Origin of the sequence: Micromonospora sp. DH13, from assembly GCF_020873825.1 — a bacterium.
GTDB lineage: Bacteria > Actinomycetota > Actinomycetes > Mycobacteriales > Micromonosporaceae > Micromonospora > Micromonospora haikouensis.
Genome location: NZ_JAHWGR010000046.1, coordinates 1 through 22,562, shown reverse-complemented (window position 1 = coordinate 22,562; position 22,562 = coordinate 1). Strand labels below are relative to the sequence as shown.

The window sequence follows — 22,562 nt, the reverse complement described above, 5'->3', positions numbered from 1 at the left end:
GGTTTGCGTCATCGCAGAGATCAACCTTGACGCTTTTCTCTTGATCACCGGGCCGAGGGCGGGGTGGGGGTGGGGTGGGGGGTCGGTGTTGTCGGGGTATGGGGAGGGAGTCGCGTGATCTGGATCCGTTGGAGGGTGTCCCTGGGGGCGGTGTTCGTGGTGGGTCTCGCGGCCGGATGCACGGCGGCCCCGGACACGGCCACGCCCGGGGCCGCCACGTCCGGGGCCACCTCCGCGCCTGGTGCCGCCGCGTCCGGGGCCACCGCTGCGTCCAGCGGCACCGCGTCGGGGGTCACCGCGTCCGCGGTTCCCCCACCCGCCGAGCTGACCGCCCTGGAGCGGCGGTTCGACGCGCGGCTGGGCGTCTACGCGGTCGACACCGGCACCGGACGCACGCTCGCCCACCGGGCCGACGAGCGGTTCGCGTACGCCTCGACGATCAAGGCCCTCGCGGCCGGCGCGCTGCTCGCCGCGACGTCGGAGGCGGAGCTGGACCGCGTCGTCCGCTACGACCGCGCCGAACTCGTGTCCCACTCGCCGGTCACGCAGCGACACGTCGCGGACGGGATGACCCTGCGCGCGGTCGCCGACGCGGCCGTGCGCCACAGCGACAACACCGCCGCGAACCTGATGTTCACCGAACTCGGCGGCCCCGCCGGGCTCGGGCGGGCGCTGCGCGGCATCGGCGACACCGTCACCAACCCGGTGCGCACCGAGACGAGCCTCAACGAGGCCGCACCGGGCGACCTCCGCGACACCAGCACGCCCCGCGCGATGGCCGGCTCCCTGCGGGCGTACGCGCTCGGCGACGCCCTGTCCGCGGCCGACCGCGGCGTGCTGGTCGACTGGCTCCGGCGCAACACCACCGGGGCGACGCTGATCCGGGCCGGGGTGCCCGCTGGCTGGCAGGTCGGCGACAAGACCGGCGCGGGTGGATACGGCACCCGCAACGACATCGCCGTGCTGTGGCCGCCCGAGGGTGCCCCGATCGTGCTCGCCGTGCTGTCCCGCCGCGACGCGAAGGACGCGCAGCCCGACGACGCCCTGATCGCCGAGGCCGCCCGGGTGACGATCGACGCGCTGCGCGGCCCCGGCTCCTGAACACGGCGGCACGAGTACGGGGCCTGTGCCGACCCGCCCGGTGCTGCCCTGCCCTGTGCTGTGCTGTGCGCCGATCTTGCACTTCGGGCCCCCCGCGATGGGCGTTTTCAGCCGCTTTTTCGGGGCCGCAACTGCAAGATCGCGGGTGGGTGAGCGGCGGGACGCGGAGCCCAGGGCTGGCGAAAGCCGACAGCCCGGCCGCTCGTGGGGTGGCACCGCGTCGGGTGCCCTCACCCGGGCCGGGTGAGCGACACCCGGGGGTGCGTGGCGGGGCTCCCGGGCCGTTTCGGGCCCGACCGCGCCGGGAACGCGACCGCCGAGACAGGAGACGGAGACAGCGGACCGGAGAAGGAGCGAGGTGTGTCATGCGCAAGCAGATGGAGGGGGACAACCAGCGCCGCCGGGCACTCGCACGTCAGGCCCGGGAGCGCGGCCGCCAGGCCAGCGAGACCGGTGCGAGCCTGAGCGCCTCCAAGCAGCTCACCCACCTGGACCAGAGCAAGCGGGCCGGGCCGCCGCCGGCCGGGCGGCACAAGCCGGACAGCACCCGGGGTGGTCCCGCCCCGCCGCCCGCCACCCGGCCCCGCCCCGAGCGTGGCTCCGCCGCGACGCCCCGGTCCCAGCGTGGCCCCGGCGCGACGCCGGCGGCGGCCGGGATCGGCTACCGGGAACTGGTCGACGACGTGGGCCGACGGGCCGGTGTCGACTTCGACACGGCGAAGGTCGCGGCCGAGGCGACGGTACTCGCCCTGGCCTGGGCGCTGGACCAGGGGGCGCGGGAGCGGCTGCTCCAGGCGGTGCCCGTGAAGCTGCACGACGTGGTGCCCGTCGACGGCATCGAACGCCACCGGGACCTGCCGGGCTTCGTCGGCGAGGTGGCCCGGATCAGCGGGCGTACCCCGGAACAGGCCCGGCGGCAGGCGGAGGCGACGCTCGCCGCGCTGGCCGACCACGACGGCGACCTCGTCGCCGCGCTGCACGTACCGGACGGGCTGCGCGATCTGCTCGGCCCGGCGGCCGGCGGTTGAGCGCGCGGGCCGGCGGGCCCCCGCGCCCGCCGGCCCGGCCGGCGGCTTCGGTGCCGGTGCGCCCGCCGGCTACGGTGCCGGGATGCACTCCGCCGCCGAGGGACCGGAACTCGTGGCCGACCCGGCCCGCCGCACCGGGCGCACCCTGCTCGCCGGGGGCGTCGCCCAGTCCTACGTCGACGTCGCCGACCCCCGCCACCTGTACTTCGAGTACGTCCGCCGGATGGCCGCCGTGGTCGATCTCGCCGCGCCGCCCGGCGCGCCGGTCGCCGCGCTGCACCTCGGCGGGGGCGCGCTGACCCTGCCCCGTTACGTCGGGGCGACGCGGCCCGGCTCGGCACAGCTCGTGGTGGAGCGCGATCCGGCCGTCGTCGACCTGGTCCGCCGGGAACTTCCCGCGCCACCGCCGGGGGTACGCGTCGACGTCGCCGACGCGCGCGCGGCGGTGCAGGCGGCCCCGGCGCAGGCGTACGACCTGGTCCTCGCCGACGTCTACCGGGCCGCCCGGATGCCGGGGCACGTGGCGACCGTCGAGTTCGCCGCCGAGGTGGCCCGGGTGCTGCGCCCCGACGGGATCCTCCTGGTCAACGTCACCGACCTGCCGCCGCTGGTGTTCACCCGCGCCCGGGTGGCCACCCTGCGGGCCGAGTTCGCCGACGTCTGCCTGCTCGCCGACCGGCGGATGCTGCGCGGGCGGCGCTACGGCAACCTGGTGCTCGCCGCGGCGCGCCGGCCGGGCCGGCTGCCGGTGGGCCGGCTGGCGACGCGGGCGGCCCGCGACCCGGTGCCGGGGCAGGTGCTGCACGGCGCGGCCCTCGACGAGTTCGTCGGCGGGGCACGCCCGGGCACCGATGCGGCCCTCGGCGTCGGCTGACGCGGCAGAGGAGCGCCCGCGGGCGGATGCGGTGGCGGGGCCCGCCCGGACGGGTGACGCGGCACCGGGCGGGCCGGCCGAGGCGCGCGCCGGGTTTCCGTCGCGCCGGCCGGGGTAGCCGCGCCGGATGAGGAACGCCGCGGACCAGGTGACCGCCCGGCGGGCGGCCATCGTCATCGGCCTGGTGCTGGCGACCCTGGTCGTGTTGGCCCTGGCCTGGGCCACCCGGCGGGTGCTGACCTGGACGGTCGTCGCCGTCTTCTTCGCCGTCGCGCTGAAGCCGCCCGTCGACGCCCTGCAACGACGCCTCGTGCGGCGCCGCGCGGTGGCCACGCTGCTGGTCTTCCTCGCCGCGTTCGGCCTGCTCGCCGCGCTGGCGGCGGGGATCGTCCTGCCCCTGCTGGACGAGCTGGGCCGCGCGGCCGACCGGGCCCCGGAGGTGCTGCGGGAGACCCGGGCCGGTCGGGGGCCGTTCGGCGAGGCCCTCGAACGGCTGCGGCTGCGGCAGTACGTGGTCGGGCACTCGGCGCAGGTGCAGCAGTACGGCAGCCGGCTGCGCGATCCGACGGTGGGGCTGGTCCGCAGTGTGCTGGAGACCCTCGCCGGGCTGGTCACCGTGGTCGTGCTGGCGTACCTGATGGTGCTGGAGGCCCCGAAGATCATCTCGGCGGGGCTGGGGCGGCTCGGCCAGGGGCCGGCGCGGCGGGCGCGGCGGGTCGGTCAGGGCGTCTCCCGGGTGGTGACCGGCTACCTGAGCGGGAACCTGCTGATCAGCGTCATCTGCGGCGTGCTGACGTTCCTGGTGCTGGTCCTGACCGGGGTGCCGTTCGCCGGGGTGATCGCGCTGCTGGTGGCGATCGCCGACCTGGTGCCGCTGGTCGGGGCGACCATCGGCGCCATCCTCGCCGGCGGCGCCGGTTTCCTGCACTCCCCCACCGCCGGCATCGTGGTGCTCGTCTTCTTCGTGGTCTACCAGCAGGTGGAGAACCACCTGCTGCAACCGCTGATCATGTCCCGGGCGGTCCGGCTGAACCCGCTCACGGTCCTGGTCAGCGTGCTGTTCGCGGCGGAGCTGGCCGGGCTGGTCGGCGCGCTGCTGGCCATCCCCGTCGTCGGCGTGGGGCAGGTGCTGCTGCGCGAATTCGCCCCGCGCCGGGGTTAGGCGGGCGCGGGGCGAACTCGCGCGGGCGGGAAGCGCGTCAGCGGGGGTAGGCCGGGACCTCCGGCGACGAACTCTCCAGCGGCACCGCGTTGGCCGGCACCAGGCCGAGCTGCATCGCCGGGCGGGGCAGGGCGGCGTCGAGCAGCCAGTCCGCCCCGACCCGGGCCCGGTTGCCGGGCATCGCCAGCAGGTGGTAGCCCCGGGTGACGGCCTTGGCCGGCAGGCCGGCCAGCGAGACCTTCAGCGGGTTCGCCGCCGCGTCCTTGCCGCCGAGGTCGACCACCCAGCCCAGGTCGTGGTGCTTGTACGGGCGGCGCCGACCCTGTCCGTAGGAGGCGGCGATATTGTGCGCCACGAGCTTGCCCTGCCGCTGGGCGTGTTGGGCGGTCATCGTGCAGATCTTGCCGGGTCGGGTCAGGTCGGGCACCGCCGCCGCGTCCCCGCAGGCGTACACCTCGGGGAAGCCCGGCACGGTGAGGTACTCGTCCACGACGAGGCGGCCCTTCTCGGTGCGCAGGCCGAGCTCGGCGACGAACGGGTCGGGGCGCACGCCGACGCACCAGATGAGGCTGCACGTGGGCACGTACTCGCCGTCGGTGAGCATCACCCCGTCGGGGGTGGCCTCCGCCACGGAGGTGCCCATCCGCACGTCGACGCCGCGCCGCCGCAGCACCCGGTCGGCGGTGCGGGACATCCGCTCGTCCAGCTCCGGCAGCACCCGGGGGGCCACGTCGAGCAGCATCCAGCGGGGGCGGACGTCGAGGTGCGGGCGCTGGGCGACCAGGCGGTCGGTGAACAGCTGCCCGTGGGCGGCGACCTCCGTGCCGGTGTAGCCGGCGCCGACGACCACGAAGGTGGTGCGGGCCCGCTGCTCGGCCGGGTCGTCGGTCAGCTCCGCCAGCTCGACCTGGCGTACCACGTGGTCGTGCAGGTAGAGCGCCTCGGGCAGGCCGCGGAACCCGTGGGCGTACTCGGTCACGCCGGGGATGGGCAGCAGCTTGTTGACGCTGCCGACGGCGAGCACCAGCCGGTCGTAGGCGAGCCGGCCGCCGTCGCCCTCCGGCATCCGGTAGCCGACCCAACGGTTCTGCAGGTCGACCCGGTCGGCCTCGCCGACGACCACCCGCACGCCGTCGAGGGTGCCGCTGAGCGGCACGCTGAGCCGCCCGGGTTCGACCACGCCGGCGGCCACCTCGGGCAGCAGCGGCAGGTAGAGGAAGTAGTCGGTCGAGTTCAGCAGCACGATCTCGGCCCTGTTGCGGGCGGTCCGGCTCAACGTCTTCGCCGCGTGGTAACCGGCGAACCCGGCCCCCACGATCACCACACGAGGTTTCGTCATGACGGGTGCCGTTCCCGCCCTCGCCGGGGACAAACGTGGCAGAGCGTACGGGCTCGCCCGTCGGGTGCTGCCCAGCGACGACTACGACGCGTTTCCCCGCATCGAGCTGGTCACCCGCCAGCCGGTGGCCAGCGTCGGGCCGGCCTCCCCGATCGACTTCGCCGCCGCGTTCGCCAGCTTCCGCCAGACGTCGACCGATCTCGCCGAGTGTCCGCAGAACGTCGTGCTGCGGACCCCGAACGGCGACCCGCTGCCCCGCCCGGTCCCACCGGGCAGCAACGCGGTGGTCACCCTCACCCCGGGCGTGACCAACGTGCTGGACATCAGCGCGACGGACCTGGCGAACATCGCGGTCCTCACCTTCGCTACCCCGCCCACCGCCGACACGCCGCTGCTGGTCAACGTGGACACCACCGACGTGGCCGACGCCCCGAACGCGGACGTCGACGCCCTCACCAACAGCAACATCGAGGGCAGCGTGATCACCCGGACCCTGGTCCACGACGGCGGCGAGATCCACGACCGCCCGTTCTCGACGACCCTCGACTGCCCGCAGCCCACCGGGAGCCCGACGGCCACCCCGACGGGCAGCCCCACGGCCACCCCCACCCAGACGCCGACGGTCGGCCCCACGGGCAGCCCGACCCAGCCGACCCCGGACCCGACCCAGCCGACGCAGACCCCCACGGCCGGCCCCACCCAGCCGACCCCGGACCCGACCCAGCCGACGCAGACCCCCACGGCCGGCCCCACCCAGCCCACGCCGGAGCCGACCGCGCCCACGCCGACGTACTCCCCGGGACCGCACCCGACGCGGACGAAGCATCCGCTGCCGGTCACCGGGTCGTCGAGCCTGCCACTGTTCGGTGCGGGCGCCGCCGCGGTGGGCGTCGGCCTGGCCCTGCTGCTGATCGCCGCCGACCGGCGTCGCGTCCGCCGCTGACCGCTGCCGAGACCGGCCCGGGGCGCGGCAACGCCCCGGGCCGGCCGCCGAGAGCAACCCCGACGGGGTACGCCGCCGCAGGCGGCCGGGCCGGGCTAGGGCACCATCCAGGACAGCACCGGCGTGGCCTGCAGTCCCACCAGCAGACACATCAGGGCGAGCAGCAGCACGCTCCAGCCGAACATCCGCCGGAACAGGTCGCCCTCCCGGCCGCTGAGCCCGACGGCCGCGGCGGCGATGGTGAGGTTCTGCAGGCTGATCATCTTGCCCAGCGTGCCGCCGGAGGCGTTGGCGGCGGCGAGCAGGACCGGGTCGAGGCCGGCCCGCTGCGCCGCCGCGACCTGCAGCGCGCCGAACAGCGAGTTCGACGACGTGTCCGAGCCGGTCAGGGCGACCCCGAGCCAGCCGAGGACGGGCGCCAGGACGGCGAACAGGGTGCCCGCGCCGGCCATCCAGACGCCGAGGGTGGCGATCTGCCCGGACGCGTTCATCGTGAACGACAGCGCCAACAGCCCAACCACCGTCAGCACGGCCCACCGCAGCTCGTACAGGGTGCGCCCGTACAGCCGCCCGGCCTCGCGGGGGGACACCCGCAGCAGCGCCATCGTGACCAGGCCGGCCACCAGCAGCAGCGAGCCCGGCGCGGCGAGCCAGGCGAAGCGGAAGGTCGACAGGGGCGACGGGGTGCCGGCGGCGGTGAGCACGTGCAGGCCGGGCCAGGAGACCGCGAGCGTGCCGGCGTCCAGCAGGCGCTTGACGGCCGGCACCTGGGAGACGGCGAAGACGGCCACGATGGTCACATACGGCGCGTACGCCAGCCACGCCCGGCCCGGGGACGGCCTGGCGGCCTCCGGCGGGCCCTGTGGCGGCGCGGTGGACGCCGACGACGCGGCGGGCTCCGGCGGGCCGTCGCCGGCCGGTACGGGCACCGGCCGGCGTGCCCGGCGGGTGACGAGCAGCAGCACGCCCGCCCCCGCGAAGGCGGCCGCGATGTCGGCGAGCGCGGCCGTCAGGAAGTTCGCGGTGGCGAACTGGGCCAGCGCGAACGCGACGCCGCAGGCCAGCGCCGGACGCCACAGCTCCCGCACGCCCCGGCGGCCGTCGACGACGACGAGCAGCACGAGCGGGACGACGACCGCCACCACGGGGACCTGCCGGCCGGCCATCATGCCCAGCTCCGTGGCGGGCAGCCCGGTCACCCCGGCCAGCGTGGTGATCGGCAGGCCGAGCGGGCCGAACGCGGCCGGCACCGTGTTGGCGACCAGCGCCACGGTGGCCGCCCGGACCGGGGTGAACCCGAGGGCCAGCAGCATGACCGTGGTGACGGCCACCGGCGTGCCCTGACCGGCCAGCGCCTCCAGCAGCGACCCGAAGCAGAACGCGATCACCATGGCCTGCACACGCCGGTCGTCGCTGATCCGGGCGAAGCCACGCCGCAGCGTGTCGAAGTGTCCCGTGTGCACGGTCATCCGGTAGATCCAGATCGCCGTGCCGAACGTCCACACGAGAGGGAAGAGCGCGAACGTCGCGCCCTGGCCGGCGGCCAGCAGCGTCTGCGCCAGCGGCATCCGCCACAGCGCCCAGGCCAGCACGACCGCCACGGCCAGCGCGCCGAACGCCGCGACCCAGGCCCACGCGCGCACGACTCCGAGCAGGAGGAAGAGGGTCAGCAGGGGCAGCGCGGCGCAGGCGGCGCTCAGCGCGAGCGACCCGGCCACCGGTTGCAGGGGTTGCTGATACATCGAGACCACCTCGGGTGCGACGCCCCCCGGTCCCGGCGGCGTGGAGTAGGGCTCATCCCACCCAAGACCCCCGCGCGACGCTTCTTCGAGGTTGCCCTGCCGCCGGACCGGTTGCGCAACCTCGGAGAGGACACCCCGCCCCGGGCCGCCTACCGTCGCAGCATGAGCCGAGCGGGCAACGCCGTGGTGCTGGGCGCCAGCATGGCCGGGCTGATCGCCGCCCGGGTGCTCAGCGAGGCGTACGACAGCGTCACGCTCGTCGACCGCGACGCGCTGCCCGACACGGTCGCGCACCGGCGCGGGGTGCCCCAGTCGCGGCAGCTGCACGTGCTGCTGGCCCGGGGCCGGGCGGCGCTCGACGAGCTGTTCGACGGCCTCAGCGACGAGCTGCACGCCGCCGGCGCGCCCCTGGTCGACCTCAACGGGCAGGTGCACTGGTACAACGACGGCTACCTGATGCGCCGGTCCGCGTCCGACCTGGTCGGGGTGGGCGTGAGCCGTCCCCTGCTGGAGCGCACGGTGCGGGCCCGGGTGGAGAGGCTGGCCAACGTCCGCTTCCGCCCACCCGCGGAGGTGACCGCCCTGTGCGGCTCCGACGACCGTCGCCGGGTCACCGGGGTCCTGCTGACGCCGCGCGGCGGGGCGGCGTACCGGCTCGACGCCGACCTGGTGGTCGACGCCTGCGGCCGGGCGTCGCGCAGCCCCACCTGGCTGGCGGCGCTCGGCTACCCGGCCCCGGCCGAGCAGCGGGTCGCCGTCGACGTCACCTACGTCACCCGCACCTACGAGCGGGACCCCCGCCACCTCGACGGCCTGCTCGGCGCGTTGACCAACGCCGTACCGGGGCGTCCGCGCACCGGGATCGTCGCCGCGCAGGAGGACGGCCGCTTCGCAGTGGCGCTGAGCGGCGTGCTCGGCGAGCAGCCGCCCCTGGACGACGAGGGCTACGCCCGGTTCGCCGAGTCGCTCGGCCAGCCGCTGATCAGCCAGGTGGTGCGCGAGGCCACGCCGGTAGGCGGGCCGGCGCTGATGCGCTACCCGGCGAGCGTGCGGCGGCGCTACGAGCGGCTGCGCCGCTTCCCCGACGGGTACCTGGTGTTCGGCGACGCGCTGTGCAGCTTCAACCCCGTCTACGGTCAGGGCATGACGGTCGCGGCCGGCGAGGGGCTGCTGCTGCGGCGGCTGCTGGCCGGCGACCGGCGTCGGTTGTGGCGGCGGTTCTTCCGCGGCGCCGGCCGGCTGATCGACGGGCCGTGGTCCATCGCGGTCGGCACGGACCTGCGGTTCCCCGAGGTGGCCGGGCCCCGCACGCCGCGGGTCCGGCTCGTCAACGCGTACGTGCACCGGCTGCACGCGGCGGCGCGCACCGACGCGGTCCTGGGCACCGCGTTCCTGCGGGTGCTCAACCTCGTCGACCCGCCGCACCGGCTGCTGCGCCCGGCGATCGTGGCCCGGGTGCTGCGGGGCGGCGCCCGGGGCGGGTGAGCGTCGGGGCGGGTGAGCGTCGGACCGGGTCGGCGTCAGGACCCGCCGAGGACGGCGAGCAGCCCCTCGGCGAAGGTGCGCCGCCAGTTGACGTAGTCGTGCCCGCCCCGGTACTCGGCGTAGGTCACCTGGTGGCCGCGCGCGACCAGCAGGTCCCGGAACCGGCGGTTGACGGAGAGCTGGTCGACCTGCCCGGGCCGGGGCCAGGTGTTCTCCCGGTCCCCCACGTCCAGGTAGAACCGCACGGGCGCGGCGGGCCAGCCGGCGTACGCGCGGGTCAGCCACTCCCGCTCGCCGGGCTGCCCCGACGCCGGCCACCAGAAGCTGCCGGACTGGGCGATCACCGCGCCGAACGCCCCGGGGGCGGCCAGCGCCACGTACGCGGCGGCGAGCCCGCCCAGCGACGAGCCCGCGATGACCCGCCGGGCGGGGTCGTCGGTGACCGCCCAGCGCCGGCGGGCCCAGGGCAGCAGCTCCCGGGTGACGAACGCACGCAGCGCGGCCGACGGGCGCAGCTCGGCCATCCGGCGCGCCCCGCTGGGAGCCGAGACGAACAGCGCCAGGGTCGGCGGGATCCGCCCGGCGGCGATGAGGTTGTCCAGCGTCGCGGGCACCCGCAGCAGCGCCCGGGACAGGTAGCCGTCGAAGACCACCAGCAGGGGCAGCGGCCCGGCGGCCGGGACCGCCGGGCGGTAGACCGCGACGCGTCGCCGGCCGCCCCACGCGGCGGTGCGCACGCCCGTGCTCAACACGGTGCCCCGGGGCACGCCGGGGTGGTGCCGGATCCAAGGCTCGTCGGGGGCCTTCGGCAGCTCCAGCAGGGAGGCCCACAGCTCCCGGTCGTTGGGGTCGGCGGGGTCGGCGGGCAACCGGAACGGGTGGCGGTTGAGCACGTCGAGGTGGGTGGGGCCCCGGCCGGTGGCGTCGGTCGGCAGCTCCGGCGAGCCGTGCCGCAGGAAGTAGATGGTGCGCAGGTCGACCGGCAGCCGCTGGGAGCCGTGCCACAGGTCGGTGCCCGGGACGCGGCGCAGCGTCAGGTCGATGCCCCAGCCGGTGGTGGTCTGGGCCGCCTCGCCCCGCCACAGGAAGGTCACCAGGGCGCTGTCGCCGTCGACCCGCTCGATCAGGGGCGTGCCCCGGGCGGCGACCTCCCGCCAGAAGTCGGCGAGCACCTGCGCGCCGCCGGCGCGCAGGTCGTGCAGCAGGCGGGCGATGCGAGGGCTGGTCTCGGGCACGGCTGGTCCCTGTCTGTCTGGTCGATCGGGTCGGAGGGGCGGGTGGTGGATCGGGGTGGTGGGGCGGTGGATCAGGGTGCTGGGGGCCGACGCCCGGGGCGGGGCGGGCGCGGCGGCGGGGCGGCCGACGGCAGCCGGCGCCGCCGCGCCGCCGACACCGGCACGCCGAGGGCGCGCCGGCGGGGCCCCGGCTCAGTTGCCGCTGGGGTTGCTCGCACTGGTCGTCTCCACCTTGTCCAGCTTCCGAATGACGATCTGCTCCACGTCTCTCACCTCCCTCCCGTCGACTCGTGACCGGCCATCCCCGCCACCGCCTGCGGCCCGGCCCGGCGGGCGCGGCGACGGGCGTGCAGCCGCCGCCCGTGCCGCCGCCACCACGCCCAGCCCCACACCGCCCAGGAGCCGCCGAGCACGGCGGCGGTGACGGCGGCGTCGAACCGGTCGACCGGGTCGCCGCCCGGGCGCAGGCCGCCGGCGGCGTCGACGAGCAGCGCGAGGGTGAACGGCACGGTGACGGTGGCGGCGACGGCCAGGCAGGCGGCGGTGCCGACGACCAGCAGCAGCGCGTACCAGCGGACGGCCCGGCGTTCCCGGGCGGGCAGCGCCAGGCTCGGGTCGGCGCCGGGCCGGCGGGTCGCCCGCCGCAGCCACCACCGGGCGTACGCGGCGCCGTCGGCGTAGAGGTTGCGCGCGCCCGCCACGTCCTGCAGGACGAAGTAGACGTCGGTGCGCATGAAGACGAGGAACTGCACCGGCAGCGGCAGCACGGCGAGCAGCAGCACCACGGCGGCGGCCCGGTCGACCGGGGTGCCCGGCGCGGCGGCGGCCCGGACGAGCACGGCCACGGACGCGACGACGACGTTGACCACCATGCCGGCGAGGTAGACGGTGAGCCGGGCCGACCGGGGCGCGGCCCAGATGCCGCTCACGTCGGTCTGGGCGACCAGGAACTGCAGCCGGGTGCCCAGCCCCAGCCGGCCCGGCACCCCGTGGGCCCGCGCGGTCAGCAGGTGCGCCAGCTCGTGCAGCAGGACGATCGACCAGGCGACGGCCGCGTTGCCGGCCAGCACGAGGCTGGCGTGCGGGCTCCAGAGCAGGTCGCGGTGGCTCGGCAGGACGCCGGGGGCGAGCAGCGCCGTCACCGCGGCGGCCCCGGTCACCGCCAGCACCGCGACGGCGACGGGGCGGGCGACGAGCCACCGCACGTGCCGCGGGCGCAGCCGGGGCAGGGTCGGCGCGGGCACCGGCGCGCCGGGCACCGGCCGGCCGTCGACGGCGGCGACGAAGCCCAACCCGACCAGGTCGCGGACGAACCCGGCGACGTCGATCTCGCGCCCCCGCTCGGCGCGCAGCCGCCGGTGGGTCTCGTCGACGCTGTGCCCCGCCCCGAGCAGCCGCAGGGCGGCCGCCGCGATCTCCGGCACGGCGACGAAGTCACCGGTGTCGACCCGCCCGACGATCCAGTCGTCACCGTCGGGGCGCAGGCGCAGCTCGTGCAGCAGGACCCGGCAGGAGCCGGCCACCTCGACGCTCACCGGCGCTGCGCCCGGCCGGTGGCGACCACCGTGTCGGCCTCCTCGCCGCCGCAGCCGGCCGGGCAGCGCGGGTGCGGCGGGTGGGCGATGAGGAAGTGCTGGTCGGCGGCGACCAGGTTGATCCCCTGGAGCTGGCCGGGGCGCACGGCCGGCACGCCGGTGAGCAGCGCCGACGCCAGGTGGGCGGCGAGGTGGCCGGAGAGCCCGGCGGAGGCGGCGCTGACGGCGCTGCTGCTCTCCCGCTCCACCGTGTACTCGGCGGCCGGGTCGTCGCGGCGGCGCTTGTCGTGCTCGGCCAGCCAGAAGCACTCGTAGCAGGGCCCGAGGCCGGGCAGGTAGGCCGCCGCCGTCACCACCGGGCCGTGGTAGCCGGCGTCGACCCACGGGGTGCCGGTGTCCAGGCAGACCCGGTTGGCCCAGGCCCGAATGGCACCCGGCCGGTCGGCGCAGAGCACCAGCACGTCGCGGTCGGCGGCCAGCCGCCGCAGGTCGGCCGGCCCGCGCACCTCCGCCCGCTCGCCGGTGACCTCGATGTCGGAGTTGAGCTGGCGCAGCCGGGCGACGGCGACGTCCACCTTGGGCCGGCCGATGTCGTCCTCGACGTACACGGTCTGTCGGTTGAGGTTGGACAGCTCGACCACGTCGGGGTCGACGCAGTGCAGCCGCCCCACGCCGCTGGCGGCGAGGGCGAGCGCGACGGCCCCGCCGGTGCCGCCCAGCCCGACGACGACCGCCCGGGCCCGCTTCAGGGCCACCTGCGGCTCCCAGGAGGTGGCGCGCGGGACCAGGTCGATCCACCGGTGGAGACGGCGGCTGCGGTCGTAGCGTTCCCGGTCGCGGTCGGTGAGCTCCGGCGGGTCGGGGGCCGCCGCGTCGTCGAGGTAGCCGGCGGCGGCGAACTGGTCCAGCGCGGCGCGCACCGCCCGCGCCGTCTCGGTGGGATGCGCGGCGAGGACGCGGGCGACGATCTCCTCGGCGCTGCGGGTGCCGTCGGCGGCGCGCAGCGTCGTCCAGATCGCGCCGGTGGTGTCGAGCACCTCGGCCGCGATGCCGTAGACCGAGCCGCCGATGCGGACCCGCCCGCCGGGCAGCCGGTGCAGACCGTGCTCGGGTTTCACCTGCGGATACCACCCGGACGTGATGAGTGAAGCCATCGATCCTCGCCCCCGTACGGCAGATCGCTGTCTTGGCGATCAGCCTGGCGGACGGCGGCGACGAATGCAACACCCCGTGTCCGAACGGTTACCCAACGGTAGGCCCGCGCCGTCCGCGGGCCCGGCCCCGGCCGTCGCTAGGCCGGCGGCAGCGGCACCTGGAGGAAGGTGGTGCCGCGCAGGTCGAGCCAGGCCCGGTCGGGCCCGCGCACCAGGCGCAGCATCACCTCCGCGCAGGCCGGGCAGCGGGCCACCAGGCCGGGCGCGTGGGAGTAGACCCGCAGGCCCGCCATCGGACCGGTCGCGCCGCACGACGCGCAGCGCCCGGTGGCCCCGCTGACGTCCACCGCGAAGACCTCCCGCAGCGGGCCGTCGAGCATGTTGCCGTCCAGGTAGGACATGTCGGTCATGGGGTCTCCTCGTCGGCGGTCAGCCGGTGGGGCCGAAGCGTTCGGTGCGGACGCGGCGCGGCGGGTGGCCCAGCCCCACCAGCAGGTCCGCCACCGTCTCCACGAAGCCGGTCGGGCCGCAGACGTAGCACAGTGGCTCCAGCTCGGCCGGCCAGCCGTGGGTGTTCACGTCGGCCAGCCCGATGCGGTGCGGCTCGCCCCGCCAGCCGTCCGGGGCGGTGCGGGTATAGACGTACGCCACGTCGAGGCCCTGGTCGTCGCGGGCCCGGCGGCGCAGCTCGTCGGCGTAGATCACGTCGGCCTGCGTGCGCGCGGAGTAGATCAGCCGGAACGGGGCCCGGCTGCCGGCGGCGCGGCGCGCGCGGACCATCGCCATCAGCGGCACCACGCCCGAGCCGCCGGCGACCAGCAGCACCGGCGCGGTCTCGGTCGGCCGCCACACGAACCACCCGCCGACGGGGCCGCGCACCTCCACCGGGTCGCCGGTCGCCCAGGTGTCGATCAGGTACGGCGAGACCTCCCCGTCGGGCACGCGCTGCACGGTCAGCGCGACGCGGTCGCCCTCGGCGGGCCCGGCGAGGGAGTACGACCGGGCGGCCTGGTAGCCGTCGGGGGCGGTGAGCCGGACGTCGACGTGCTGGCCGGGCAGGTGGCCGGGCCAGCCGGGAACGTCGAGCACGAGGGTCTGCGCGGTCGGCGTCTCGGTGCGGCGCTCGACGAGCCGGGCCACCCGCCAGCCCAGCGGGGCCGCCAGCGGGGCGCTCAATCGCCGGCGTAGCGCTGCTCGCGCCACGGGTCGCCGTAGTCGTGGTAGCCGGCGGTCTCCCAGAAGCCGGGGGTGTCGGTGACGCCGAGCCGGATGCCGCGCACCCACTTGGCGGACTTCCACAGGTAGAGGTGGGGCACCAGCAGCCGGGCCGGTCCGCCGTGCTCGGCGGGCAGGTCCCGGCCGTCGTAGCCGTGCACCACCCAGGCGCGTCCGCCACGCAGGTCGGCCAGCGGCAGGTTCGTGGTGTACCCGCCGTAGGAGTGGACCAGCGCGTACGCCGCGTCGGTGTCGACGCCGTCGAGCAGCACGTCGAGCGAGACGCCCTGCCATGTGGTGCCGAGCTTGGACCAGCGGGTCACGCAGTGGATGTCGACCGTCGGGGTCTCCTGCGGCAGGGCGGTGAACTCGGCCCACGTCCAGCGGTGCTCCGCGCCGGTCTCGGTGGTGACGACGAACTCCCAGGCGTCCGGTCGCACCCTCGGCGTCGGGCCGGCGGAGAGCACCGGGAAGTCCTCGGTGAGGTACTGCCCGGGCGGCAGGGCCGGCCCCGCGGAGCGGCGCCGGCCCTGGAAGCCTGGTGACACGATTCCCACCCGTCAGTCGTACCACCTGTGGGATTGCGGCGGTACCGTTCGCCCGGACCCACGTCGCGGGCGCTTTCGGGTCAGTGCCGGTCGGCGACGACCTCCTTGTCGCCCGGCGAGGCGTGGCGGGTGGCCCGGAGGCTGGTGAGCGTGACGACGACCAGCACGCCGATGATCACGCCGAGCGAGGCCAGGGTCGGGATCTCCGGCACGCCGGACCAGATGCCGTGCGCCCAGTGCAGGCCGAGCTTGACGCCGATGAAGGCGAGGATGATCGCCAGACCGTAGCTGAGGTGCACGAGCCGGCTGAGCGCGGCGTGCAGCACGAAGTAGAGCGCCCGCAGCCCGAGCAGCGCGAAGGCGTTGGTGGCGAAGACCAGGTACGGGTCCTCGGTGATGCCGTAGACGGCCGGCACCGAGTCGACGGCGAAGACCACGTCGGTGGCGAGCACCGCGACCACCACGAGCGCGAGGGGGGTGAGCGCCCGGCGGCCGTTCAGCCGGACGGTCATCTTCGTGCCCTGGTATTCGTCGACGACCGGCATGAACCTGCGCAGCAGCTTCACCGACCGCATCTTGTTGATGTCCACCTCCTGCTCGTGGCCGGAGAGGGCGTCGCGGAGCAGCTTGACGGCGGTGGCGATCAGGATGATGGCGAAGAGCAGGAAGGCGAAGTCCAGGGTCTGCAGCGCCGCCGCGCCGAGGGCGATGAAGACGGCGCGCAGCACCAGCGCACCGGCGATGCCGTAGAGCAGCACCCGCTGGGCGAGCACGGCCGGCACCGCGAACGCGGCCAGCAGCAGCATGAAGACGAAGAGGTTGTCGACCGAGAGCGACTTCTCCACCAGGTAACCGGTGAGGTATTCCACGCCCTGCTGGGAGCCGTAGCGCGACCAGATCCACGCGCCGAAGGCCAGCGGGAGTGCGACGTAGAACGCCGACCAGCCGAGCGCTTCCCTGATCGACACCTCGTGCGGACGGCGGGTGACGAGGAAGTCCAGCACGAGCAGCGCGAGCACCCCGGCGATGGTCACCGCCCAGAGGGTGGGGGTGCCGATCGAGGACAGCGCGCCGGCAGCAAGAAGGGACGATTCGGTCATATGGGTCTCCTCGAACACCGTGTCATGTTCGAGGTCTCCTTCACCCACGGTTCCGTGGGCAACCACCCGAGGCGCGCCCGGGGCACGCCGTACTGACCGGAATGGTTCGTGGGAAGTACTCCCCTCGTGCGACCAGGTTAGGCCAGTCCCGGGCGACTCGCCAAGCGGACACCCGCCCGTCACCAGGGGTGATGCCCCGGTGGCTGTGGCGGTCCGTGCGGCCTGTCCCCGGACGCCCGCCCGCGCCTATGGTGTCCGGGTGAGCGAGCGCGCGCACCACCCCGACGCGGACCCGTCGGCCGGCGGCCCGGTCGGCCCCCTCACCGGGGTACGCGTGATCGAACTGGCCGGCATCGGGCCCGGCCCGTTCGCCGCGATGATGCTGGCCGACCTGGGCGCCGACGTGATCCGGGTGGACCGGGCCACCGACGTGGACCCGGCCGCCTTCGGCACCCCGCACCCGGACCTGCTCAACCGGGGCCGACGCTCCATCGCCGTCGACCTCAAGTCGGCCGGGGGCCGGGAGGCGGTACGCGCCCTGGCCGGCGGCGCGGACGCGCTGATCGAGGGTTTCCGCCCCGGGGTGACCGAACGCCTGGGCCTCGGCCCCGCCGACTGCCTCGCGGCCAACCCCCGCCTGGTGTACGGGCGGATGACCGGGTGGGGGCAGGACGGCCCGCTGGCCCCGTACGCCGGGCACGACATCGACTACCTGGCGCTGACCGGGGCGCTGCACGGCGTCGGCCGGGCCGGGGAGCGCCCGGTGCCGCCGATGAACCTGCTCGGCGACTTCGGCGGCGGCGGGATGATGCTGGCCCTGGGCGTCGTCGCCGCCCTCTACGCCGTCCGCGCCGGGGCGCCGGGCCAGGTCGTCGACGCGGCCATCGTGGACGGCGTGTCGGTGCTCACCACGATGATCCACTCGCTGCGCGGGGTCGGCAGGTGGCAGGACCCGCGCGGGGTGAACCTGCTCGACGGCGGCGCGCCGTTCTACGACACGTACGAGTGCGCCGACGGCCGGCACCTCGCGGTCGGCGCCCTGGAGCCCCGCTTCTACGACGAACTGGTGCGCCGCACCGGGTTCCCGCTGCCCGGCGACGACGCGCCGGAGCGCACCGACCCGGCGAACTGGCCGGCCCTGCGGGCCGCTTGGGCGCGGCTGTTCCGCACCCGCACCCGCGACGAGTGGGCGGCCCTGCTCGGCGACTCGGACGCCTGCGTCGCGCCGGTGCTCGACTGGCGGGAGGCCCCGCAGCATCCGCACCTGGCGGCCCGGCGGGTGTTCGTGGAGCACGCCGGTGCGACCCAGCCGGCCCCGGCGCCCCGGTTCTCCGGTACGCCGACGGCCCTGCGCCGGCCGCCCCCGCACCCCGGCGAGCACACCGACGAGGTCCTGGCGGAGGCCGGCTTCGCCGCCGGCCGGATCGCCGCCCTCCGCGCCGCCGGCGCGGTCGCCTGAGGTGCAAGGAAGGGCCCCCTGTTAACGCATTCTGTCGTACAGGGGTCCCTTCCTAACCGCGCCGGACGGTCAGGGCCGGCGCGGGACGGCCGCGCCCGGGGCGAGCGCCGGCTCCACCATGTCCCGGTAGTCGCGCGGCATCTGCACCACGATGTCGTCGAACTCCCCGCCGGTCACCGCCTCGCGCAGCGTGGTGAAGACCGCCCGGACGGCCTCCCGGGCGGCCCGCTCGTCGAGCCCGGCCCGCTGGCCCACCCGGGCAACGAACTCGGCCGCGCCGAACCGGTCGGCGGCCTCGGTGTCCGGGCTGGGCCGCAGCACCAGCTGCAGCGGCTTCGGCAGCTGCGCCGCGAGGTCGAGCACCTCGCCGCCGGTCAACCGCTCGGCGAGCGTCTCCAGCGTGGCCCGGGTCAGCTCGACGGCCCGCCCGCCGGGGACCCGCGCCCGCAGGGCCACCTGGTCGACGAAGGTGTCGTAGTTCATGACGGCGCTCCTTCCGCTGCCTCGGGCCGGTCGCGCCCGCAGGAGGGGGTCGCGTACCCGCCGGACAGGGGTGGAAACGGCGGCCGGGCGGCGACGATCGCAGGCCCCCGCGCGGGCGTGGGCGGCCGCACGGTGGGTAACCGCCGCCGGTCGGGAACCCCGATCGCGGCGACGAGGAGCGCACCCATGGCGAGCTACGACGACGTCCTGCAGTACCTGTCCAGCCTCGACTACCCGGCGGACAAGGCCGACGTGGTCCGCGAGGCGGAACGGGAGGGCGCCCCGCCGGACGTGCTGCGCGCCCTGCGGGCCCTGCCCCCCGTGGACTACGCCAACGGCACCGAGGTGGCCCGGTCCGCCGGCATCGAGGCCGCCCCCGAGGCCGGCCCGGCGCGGCGGGCGGCGCAGGCCCGGGAGCCGCACACCCGCGTCTCGCAGCACCTGCGGCGCATCTGACCGCCCGCCGGCGGCGCGGGCGAGTGGGTACGCGGCCGGTACGGCGCGCGGACGGTCACCCCCCGGCGGCGGCGCAGCTGCTCGTGATGGCGCTGGTCGGGCTGCTGGCCGGCGGCCTGTTCGCGCTCGTCGGCTCGCCGCGGCTCGGCCCGCTCGTCGGCTGGGACGCGGCGGCGCTGAGCTGGCTGGTGCTGGTGTGGCGCACGCTGTGGCCGCTGGACGGCGAGGGCACCGCCCGGCTCGCCGGCCGGGAGGACCCGAGCCGCGCCGTGCGCGACGTGCTGCTGCTGGTCGCCTGCCTGGCCAGCCTGCTGGCGGTGGCGGTCGTGCTGCTGTACGCGCACAGCGCCCCGCCGGGGCCGCGCCGCGACGCGTACGGCGGGCTGGGCGTGGTGAGCGTGCTGCTCTCCTGGCTCGTGGTGCACACCGTCCACACCGCCCGGTACGCGCGGATCTACTACACGGGACCCGACGGCGGGGTGATGTTCCACCAGCGGGAGCGCCCCCGCTACTCGGACTTCGCCTACCTGGCGTTCACCGTGGGGATGACCTTCCAGGTCTCCGACACGAACCTGACCAGCAACGAGATGCGCACCACGGTGCTGCGGCACTCGCTGCTGTCGTACCTGTTCGGGGCGGTCATCATCGCCGCGACGGTGAACCTGGTGGTGGGGCTGGCCGGGTGAGCGGGCCGTCGCGACAGACAAACGGGCGCCCCGGGCCGCGAACCGCGACCCGGGGCGCCACGCAGAACCTGTGCCCCGACGGTGAACGCGGCCCGAACCGGACCGCACCGCCGGGCGGCCACTCCCACCCGATGAGGCCGGGAGTCAACTGCCGAGATCATCCTACCGGCACCATCGTCCGAACGGTCAGTTCTCGGGAAAACTGTGGGCCAGCGCACCTCAGGTGAGCTCGGCGTACCGCTGCTCCAGGTCCACCCGGGCGAGCGCGCCGACCAGCCAGGCGAGCCGCTCCGACTCGCCGCCGCCCGCCAGGACGGCCAGGTCGGCCGCCGACCCGCCCAGCCCCAGCCGGCGGGCCGCCGCCAGCGCCCGCCGGTCCGCCACCGGGGCCACCTCCCGCCACAACGCCTGCGCCTCGCGCAGGAACAACGCCACCGCCTCGCCGTCGACGCCCGGCAACCCGGCCAGCAGCGTCCGCTCGACGGCCGGGTCGTGGTGGGCTGCACCGCGCAGCCGGCGCAGGTCGCCCCGGTAGCGCTCCACGACCGTACGGGCGAGGTCGCCGAGGCCATCGGCGAGCGCGTCGACGTCGCCGCGCAACCCGGCCCCGCGCAACACGCGCACCCGATCGGCGTGCAACGACCGGGCCAGCCGGGCGGCGCTGTCCCAACCGGAGTCACGCAGCGCCGCCGCGGCGGCCACGGCACACCGGAAGTCACCCCGGCGGGCCAGCAGGACCGACAGGGTGAGCAGCTGGAACAGGCTGGACGGGTTGTTGGTGACCCGGAAGCCGTACTGCTCGGCGAAACCGCGCCCGTCGCCCGCCAGGCGGCGTACCAGGCGCTTCTTGTCCTCGATGCTGGAGATCGCGGTGGTCGGCATGCCCGCGACTACCCGCGACACCGCCGGCCACGCCTGGCGGGCGGCGGCGGGTGGGCGGTCGGCTCAGCGCACGATCTCGCCGTGCCGGGTGCGGGCCAGCAGCCGGGTGGTCGGCAGGGCGGGCGCCGGCAGCGGCGGGGCCGCGTCGTCCGCCACCACCCCGAAGCGGCGGCCGGCCGTCCAGTCCTCGCGCGCCGCGGCGATCTCCTCGTGCGACCGGCCGACGAAGTTCCACCACATCACCAGCGGCTCCTCGAACGGCTCCCCGCCGAGCAGCAGCAGGCGGCTGCCCGGGGCGGCGGCCAGGGTCAGGCTCTCCCGCCCCAGGCCGAGATAGAGCAGCGCGCCCGGCTCCACCGACACGTCACCCACCTCGGCGGCACCGGACATCGCCAGCAGCGCGTACTCGAAGTCGCGGCGCAACGGCAGTCGGGCCGGCGCCGCGCCCCGGGCGGTGAGCTGCGCGCCGAGCAGCGGAGTGTGCACGACGGCCGGGGAACGCTCCCCGCCCAGCTCGCCCACCAGCAGCGTCACGTCGGTGTCCCCGTCGCGCCACACCGGCAGGTCCTCGTGGTGGGCGAAGTCCGGCCCACCGGCCCGCGCCGGGTCCGGCAGGGCCACCCACAACTGCACCCCGTGCATCACCGGCGGATGCTGCGCCGGCGACCGCTCCGAGTGCGCGATGCCGTGGCCGGAGGTCATCACGTTGAGCTGCCCCGGGCGGATCGGCTGCACGTTGCCGAGGCTGTCCCGGTGCACGATCTCACCGTCGAGCAGCCAGGTCACCGTCTGCAGGCCCGTGTGCGGGTGGGGCGGCACCTCCATGCCGGGCCGCTGCGCGACGTCGTCCGGGCCGAAGTGGTCGACGAAGCACCAGGCCCCGACCATCCGCCGCTGGCGCTGCGGCAGCAGCCGACGCACCGTCGTGTAGCGGCCGAGCGGCACGTCGTGGCCCGGCAGCAACACGCTGCCCGGGTCGGCGGGTGCCACACCCGGCGGACGGGTCTGCGCCGGCAGAGATTCCGTACGATCCACCGCCCGACTGTACGCTCAGGTCCCCTCGACGGTCACCGTGTTGGCCCCGGCCACCATGTCGACGTACACCCGGTCGGCCCGGCGGTCCCAGTCCGGCGAGCTGATCACCGCGCCGGCCGCCACCCCCTGACGGTGCCGGTCGTAGACGGTGACCGCGCCCGCGCCGGCACCCGAACGGACCCGCGTCGGCAGCGCCCCGGGCACCCGGACCACCAGCTGGTTGATCCCGCCGGTCAGCCGCACCGTCAGCGTGCCGACGACCCGGGGCAGGCGCAGGTCGACGCGGGTGGCCCCGGCGGCCAGTTCCAGCCCGGCGAGCCGACCCCGGGTCAGGTCCAGCACCTGCTCGGTCACCCCGCCGGCCAGCCGCAGCCGCCAGGTCACCCGGGAGTTCAACACGACCTCCGCGACGGCCGGGCCGCGCCGCCCGCTCGGCGCCATCCGCAGCCGCATCCGGTCGCCGACGAGCTCCGGCCGGGGATCCACCCCGCCGTCGGCGGGGCTGGCGATCCGGTACAGGTCCTCGCCGAGGTCGTCGATCCGCAGGTCGAACGTGGTCAGCCCGTCGACCAGCTCGAAACTCGCCCGGGTCCGCCCGGCCAGGGGCGCGGTGAGCACCCGGCCGTCCGCCGACGCTCCCCCGCCGCCGGGCTCGGCCGCCAGCGGCACCGTCGACCCGACGTCCGGCCGGCCACCGGAGAACGCCACCCCCAGCCGGTCCGGGTTGGCCAGGGTCACCGCCACCGCACCCGCGCCCAGCGCCAGCACCACGACCGCGGCGGCGACCATGAGGCGTACGCCGCGCGGCCAGGCCGGGGCGGGCGGCTCCGGGACGGGGTCCCCGGTCACCTCGACGACCGGTGCGGGCACCGGAGGAGCGACCCCCGGGCGGCGGTACGCGTCATGCTCCGAACCCGGCATGTGCTCCCCTTTCGCGGTCCCCGCCAGGCAGTACGTACCCGACCCGGGTTCGGATCAGTCCGCCCCTCGGCTTGCAAGGAAGGGCCCCTTGTTAACGCTTTCTGTATAGGAGGGGCCCCTTCCTAACACTCGGCTGCTGAGGTGAAGACGCTGCCGGCCGGGCCCCTGTTGTCGGGGCC

General features: G+C 76.0%; 20 protein-coding genes and 2 pseudogenes. 9 read left to right on the top strand and 13 right to left on the bottom strand.

The window, feature by feature from the left end:
- The first annotated feature begins 159 nt into the window (after positions 1-159).
- The 4 genes and pseudogenes from bla (at position 160) to LPA42_RS30055 (ending at position 4,165) form a co-directional block, all read left to right on the top strand.
- Entirely contained in the window at positions 160-1,101 is a 942-nt protein-coding gene (gene bla, locus LPA42_RS30070; RefSeq protein WP_198956752.1) for a class A beta-lactamase, read from the top strand.
- 365 nt (positions 1,102-1,466) lie between these two features.
- Positions 1,467-2,114 (top strand): annotated as a pseudogene (locus LPA42_RS30065) (DUF2267 domain-containing protein); the annotation flags it as partial.
- A gap of 97 nt (positions 2,115-2,211) precedes the next feature.
- Positions 2,212-3,003 (top strand): spermidine synthase, encoded by a 792-nt coding sequence (locus LPA42_RS30060; RefSeq protein ID WP_077939888.1) that lies wholly within the window; start codon positions 2,212-2,214, stop codon positions 3,001-3,003.
- Positions 3,004-3,130: 127 nt separating this feature from the next.
- Positions 3,131-4,165 (top strand): AI-2E family transporter, encoded by a 1,035-nt coding sequence (locus LPA42_RS30055; RefSeq protein WP_077939887.1) that lies wholly within the window; start codon positions 3,131-3,133, stop codon positions 4,163-4,165.
- Positions 4,166-4,202: 37 nt separating this feature from the next.
- Here LPA42_RS30055 and LPA42_RS30050 read toward each other — a convergent pair whose 3' ends face one another.
- On the bottom strand, positions 4,203-5,504 hold the full coding sequence (locus tag LPA42_RS30050) for an NAD(P)/FAD-dependent oxidoreductase (protein ID WP_077939886.1): 1,302 nt from the start codon (positions 5,502-5,504) through the stop codon (positions 4,203-4,205).
- A gap of 61 nt (positions 5,505-5,565) precedes the next feature.
- On the opposite strand from LPA42_RS30050, the pseudogene LPA42_RS30045 reads away from it, so the two are divergent.
- Positions 5,566-6,447 (top strand): annotated as a pseudogene (locus LPA42_RS30045) (collagen-binding domain-containing protein); the annotation flags it as partial.
- Positions 6,448-6,542: 95 nt separating this feature from the next.
- Here the strand turns inward: LPA42_RS30045 and LPA42_RS30040 are convergent.
- Positions 6,543-8,189: an L-lactate permease gene (locus LPA42_RS30040; protein ID WP_077939885.1), complete on the bottom strand. Its 1,647-nt coding sequence runs from the start codon at positions 8,187-8,189 to the stop codon at positions 6,543-6,545.
- Positions 8,190-8,351: 162 nt separating this feature from the next.
- Here LPA42_RS30040 and LPA42_RS30035 point away from each other — a divergent pair, with 162 nt between their 5' ends.
- Positions 8,352-9,674, top strand: coding sequence for an NAD(P)/FAD-dependent oxidoreductase (locus LPA42_RS30035; RefSeq protein ID WP_077939884.1), 1,323 nt, complete (start codon positions 8,352-8,354; stop codon positions 9,672-9,674).
- A 35-nt stretch (positions 9,675-9,709) separates the two neighbouring features.
- On the opposite strand, the gene LPA42_RS30030 is transcribed toward LPA42_RS30035, so the two are convergent.
- The 7 genes from LPA42_RS30030 to LPA42_RS30000 form a co-directional block, all read right to left on the bottom strand.
- A complete protein-coding gene (locus tag LPA42_RS30030; protein WP_228987032.1) occupies positions 9,710-10,909 on the bottom strand; it encodes an alpha/beta hydrolase-fold protein in 1,200 nt (399 codons plus the stop codon).
- Positions 10,910-11,178: 269 nt separating this feature from the next.
- Entirely contained in the window at positions 11,179-12,444 is a 1,266-nt protein-coding gene (locus LPA42_RS30025) for a hypothetical protein (RefSeq protein WP_077939881.1), read from the bottom strand.
- Positions 12,441-13,598, bottom strand: a complete 1,158-nt coding sequence (locus tag LPA42_RS30020; protein WP_198956749.1) for a ThiF family adenylyltransferase — start codon at positions 13,596-13,598, stop codon at positions 12,441-12,443. Before LPA42_RS30020 ends, LPA42_RS30025 begins: the two co-directional genes overlap by 4 nt.
- Positions 13,599-13,735: 137 nt before the next feature.
- Positions 13,736-14,008 carry a DUF6510 family protein gene (locus LPA42_RS30015; RefSeq protein WP_043968643.1) on the bottom strand — a complete coding sequence of 91 codons (273 nt, stop codon included), beginning with the start codon at positions 14,006-14,008 and terminating at the stop codon, positions 13,736-13,738.
- Between the two features lie 19 nt (positions 14,009-14,027).
- Entirely contained in the window at positions 14,028-14,774 is a 747-nt protein-coding gene (locus LPA42_RS30010; protein ID WP_228987031.1) for a ferredoxin reductase, read from the bottom strand.
- The gene (locus tag LPA42_RS30005; protein ID WP_198956748.1) at positions 14,771-15,361 is read right to left on the bottom strand and encodes a sulfite oxidase-like oxidoreductase; all 591 of its coding nucleotides are present in this window, start codon (positions 15,359-15,361) and stop codon (positions 14,771-14,773) included. Before LPA42_RS30005 ends, LPA42_RS30010 begins: the two co-directional genes overlap by 4 nt.
- Before the next feature lie 80 nt (positions 15,362-15,441).
- Positions 15,442-16,461 (bottom strand): TerC/Alx family metal homeostasis membrane protein, encoded by a 1,020-nt coding sequence (locus tag LPA42_RS30000; RefSeq protein ID WP_077939877.1) that lies wholly within the window; start codon positions 16,459-16,461, stop codon positions 15,442-15,444.
- A 259-nt stretch (positions 16,462-16,720) separates the two neighbouring features.
- Here LPA42_RS30000 and LPA42_RS29995 point away from each other — a divergent pair, with 259 nt between their 5' ends.
- Positions 16,721-17,920, top strand: a complete 1,200-nt coding sequence (locus LPA42_RS29995; RefSeq protein ID WP_077939876.1) for a CaiB/BaiF CoA-transferase family protein — start codon at positions 16,721-16,723, stop codon at positions 17,918-17,920.
- A gap of 69 nt (positions 17,921-17,989) precedes the next feature.
- On the opposite strand, the gene LPA42_RS29990 is transcribed toward LPA42_RS29995, so the two are convergent.
- Complete coding sequence (locus tag LPA42_RS29990) at positions 17,990-18,403, bottom strand: DUF2267 domain-containing protein (protein WP_077939875.1); 414 nt, start codon at positions 18,401-18,403, stop codon at positions 17,990-17,992.
- Between the two features lie 186 nt (positions 18,404-18,589).
- Here LPA42_RS29990 and LPA42_RS29985 point away from each other — a divergent pair, with 186 nt between their 5' ends.
- Both LPA42_RS29985 and LPA42_RS29980 read left to right on the top strand, forming a co-directional pair.
- A complete protein-coding gene (locus LPA42_RS29985) occupies positions 18,590-18,859 on the top strand; it encodes a DUF2795 domain-containing protein (protein WP_043968632.1) in 270 nt (89 codons plus the stop codon).
- 23 nt (positions 18,860-18,882) lie between these two features.
- Positions 18,883-19,545, top strand: a complete 663-nt coding sequence (locus LPA42_RS29980) for a DUF1345 domain-containing protein (RefSeq protein WP_198956747.1) — start codon at positions 18,883-18,885, stop codon at positions 19,543-19,545.
- 219 nt (positions 19,546-19,764) lie between these two features.
- On the opposite strand, the gene LPA42_RS29975 is transcribed toward LPA42_RS29980, so the two are convergent.
- The 3 genes from LPA42_RS29975 to LPA42_RS29965 all read right to left on the bottom strand — a co-directional run bounded on the left by LPA42_RS29975 (position 19,765) and on the right by LPA42_RS29965 (position 22,332).
- Positions 19,765-20,427, bottom strand: coding sequence for a hypothetical protein (locus LPA42_RS29975; protein WP_077939873.1), 663 nt, complete (start codon positions 20,425-20,427; stop codon positions 19,765-19,767).
- A gap of 63 nt (positions 20,428-20,490) precedes the next feature.
- Positions 20,491-21,462: a pirin family protein gene (locus LPA42_RS29970; protein WP_077939872.1), complete on the bottom strand. Its 972-nt coding sequence runs from the start codon at positions 21,460-21,462 to the stop codon at positions 20,491-20,493.
- 15 nt (positions 21,463-21,477) lie between these two features.
- Positions 21,478-22,332: a hypothetical protein gene (locus LPA42_RS29965; RefSeq protein WP_228987030.1), complete on the bottom strand. Its 855-nt coding sequence runs from the start codon at positions 22,330-22,332 to the stop codon at positions 21,478-21,480.
- Positions 22,333-22,562: the final 230 nt, after the last annotated feature.

Coding starts and splice junctions, on each gene's coding strand:
- LPA42_RS30060 (WP_077939888.1), top strand. CDS start 2,212: ATGCACTCCGCCGCCGAGGGACCGGAACTCGTGGCCGACCCGGCCCGC.
- LPA42_RS30055 (WP_077939887.1), top strand. CDS start 3,131: ATGAGGAACGCCGCGGACCAGGTGACCGCCCGGCGGGCGGCCATCGTC.
- LPA42_RS30050 (WP_077939886.1), bottom strand. CDS start 5,504: ATGACGAAACCTCGTGTGGTGATCGTGGGGGCCGGGTTCGCCGGTTAC.
- LPA42_RS30040 (WP_077939885.1), bottom strand. CDS start 8,189: ATGTATCAGCAACCCCTGCAACCGGTGGCCGGGTCGCTCGCGCTGAGC.
- LPA42_RS30035 (WP_077939884.1), top strand. CDS start 8,352: ATGAGCCGAGCGGGCAACGCCGTGGTGCTGGGCGCCAGCATGGCCGGG.
- LPA42_RS30020 (WP_198956749.1), bottom strand. CDS start 13,598: ATGGCTTCACTCATCACGTCCGGGTGGTATCCGCAGGTGAAACCCGAG.
- LPA42_RS30015 (WP_043968643.1), bottom strand. CDS start 14,008: ATGACCGACATGTCCTACCTGGACGGCAACATGCTCGACGGCCCGCTG.
- LPA42_RS30000 (WP_077939877.1), bottom strand. CDS start 16,461: ATGACCGAATCGTCCCTTCTTGCTGCCGGCGCGCTGTCCTCGATCGGC.
- LPA42_RS29990 (WP_077939875.1), bottom strand. CDS start 18,403: ATGAACTACGACACCTTCGTCGACCAGGTGGCCCTGCGGGCGCGGGTC.
- LPA42_RS29985 (WP_043968632.1), top strand. CDS start 18,590: ATGGCGAGCTACGACGACGTCCTGCAGTACCTGTCCAGCCTCGACTAC.
- LPA42_RS29975 (WP_077939873.1), bottom strand. CDS start 20,427: ATGCCGACCACCGCGATCTCCAGCATCGAGGACAAGAAGCGCCTGGTA.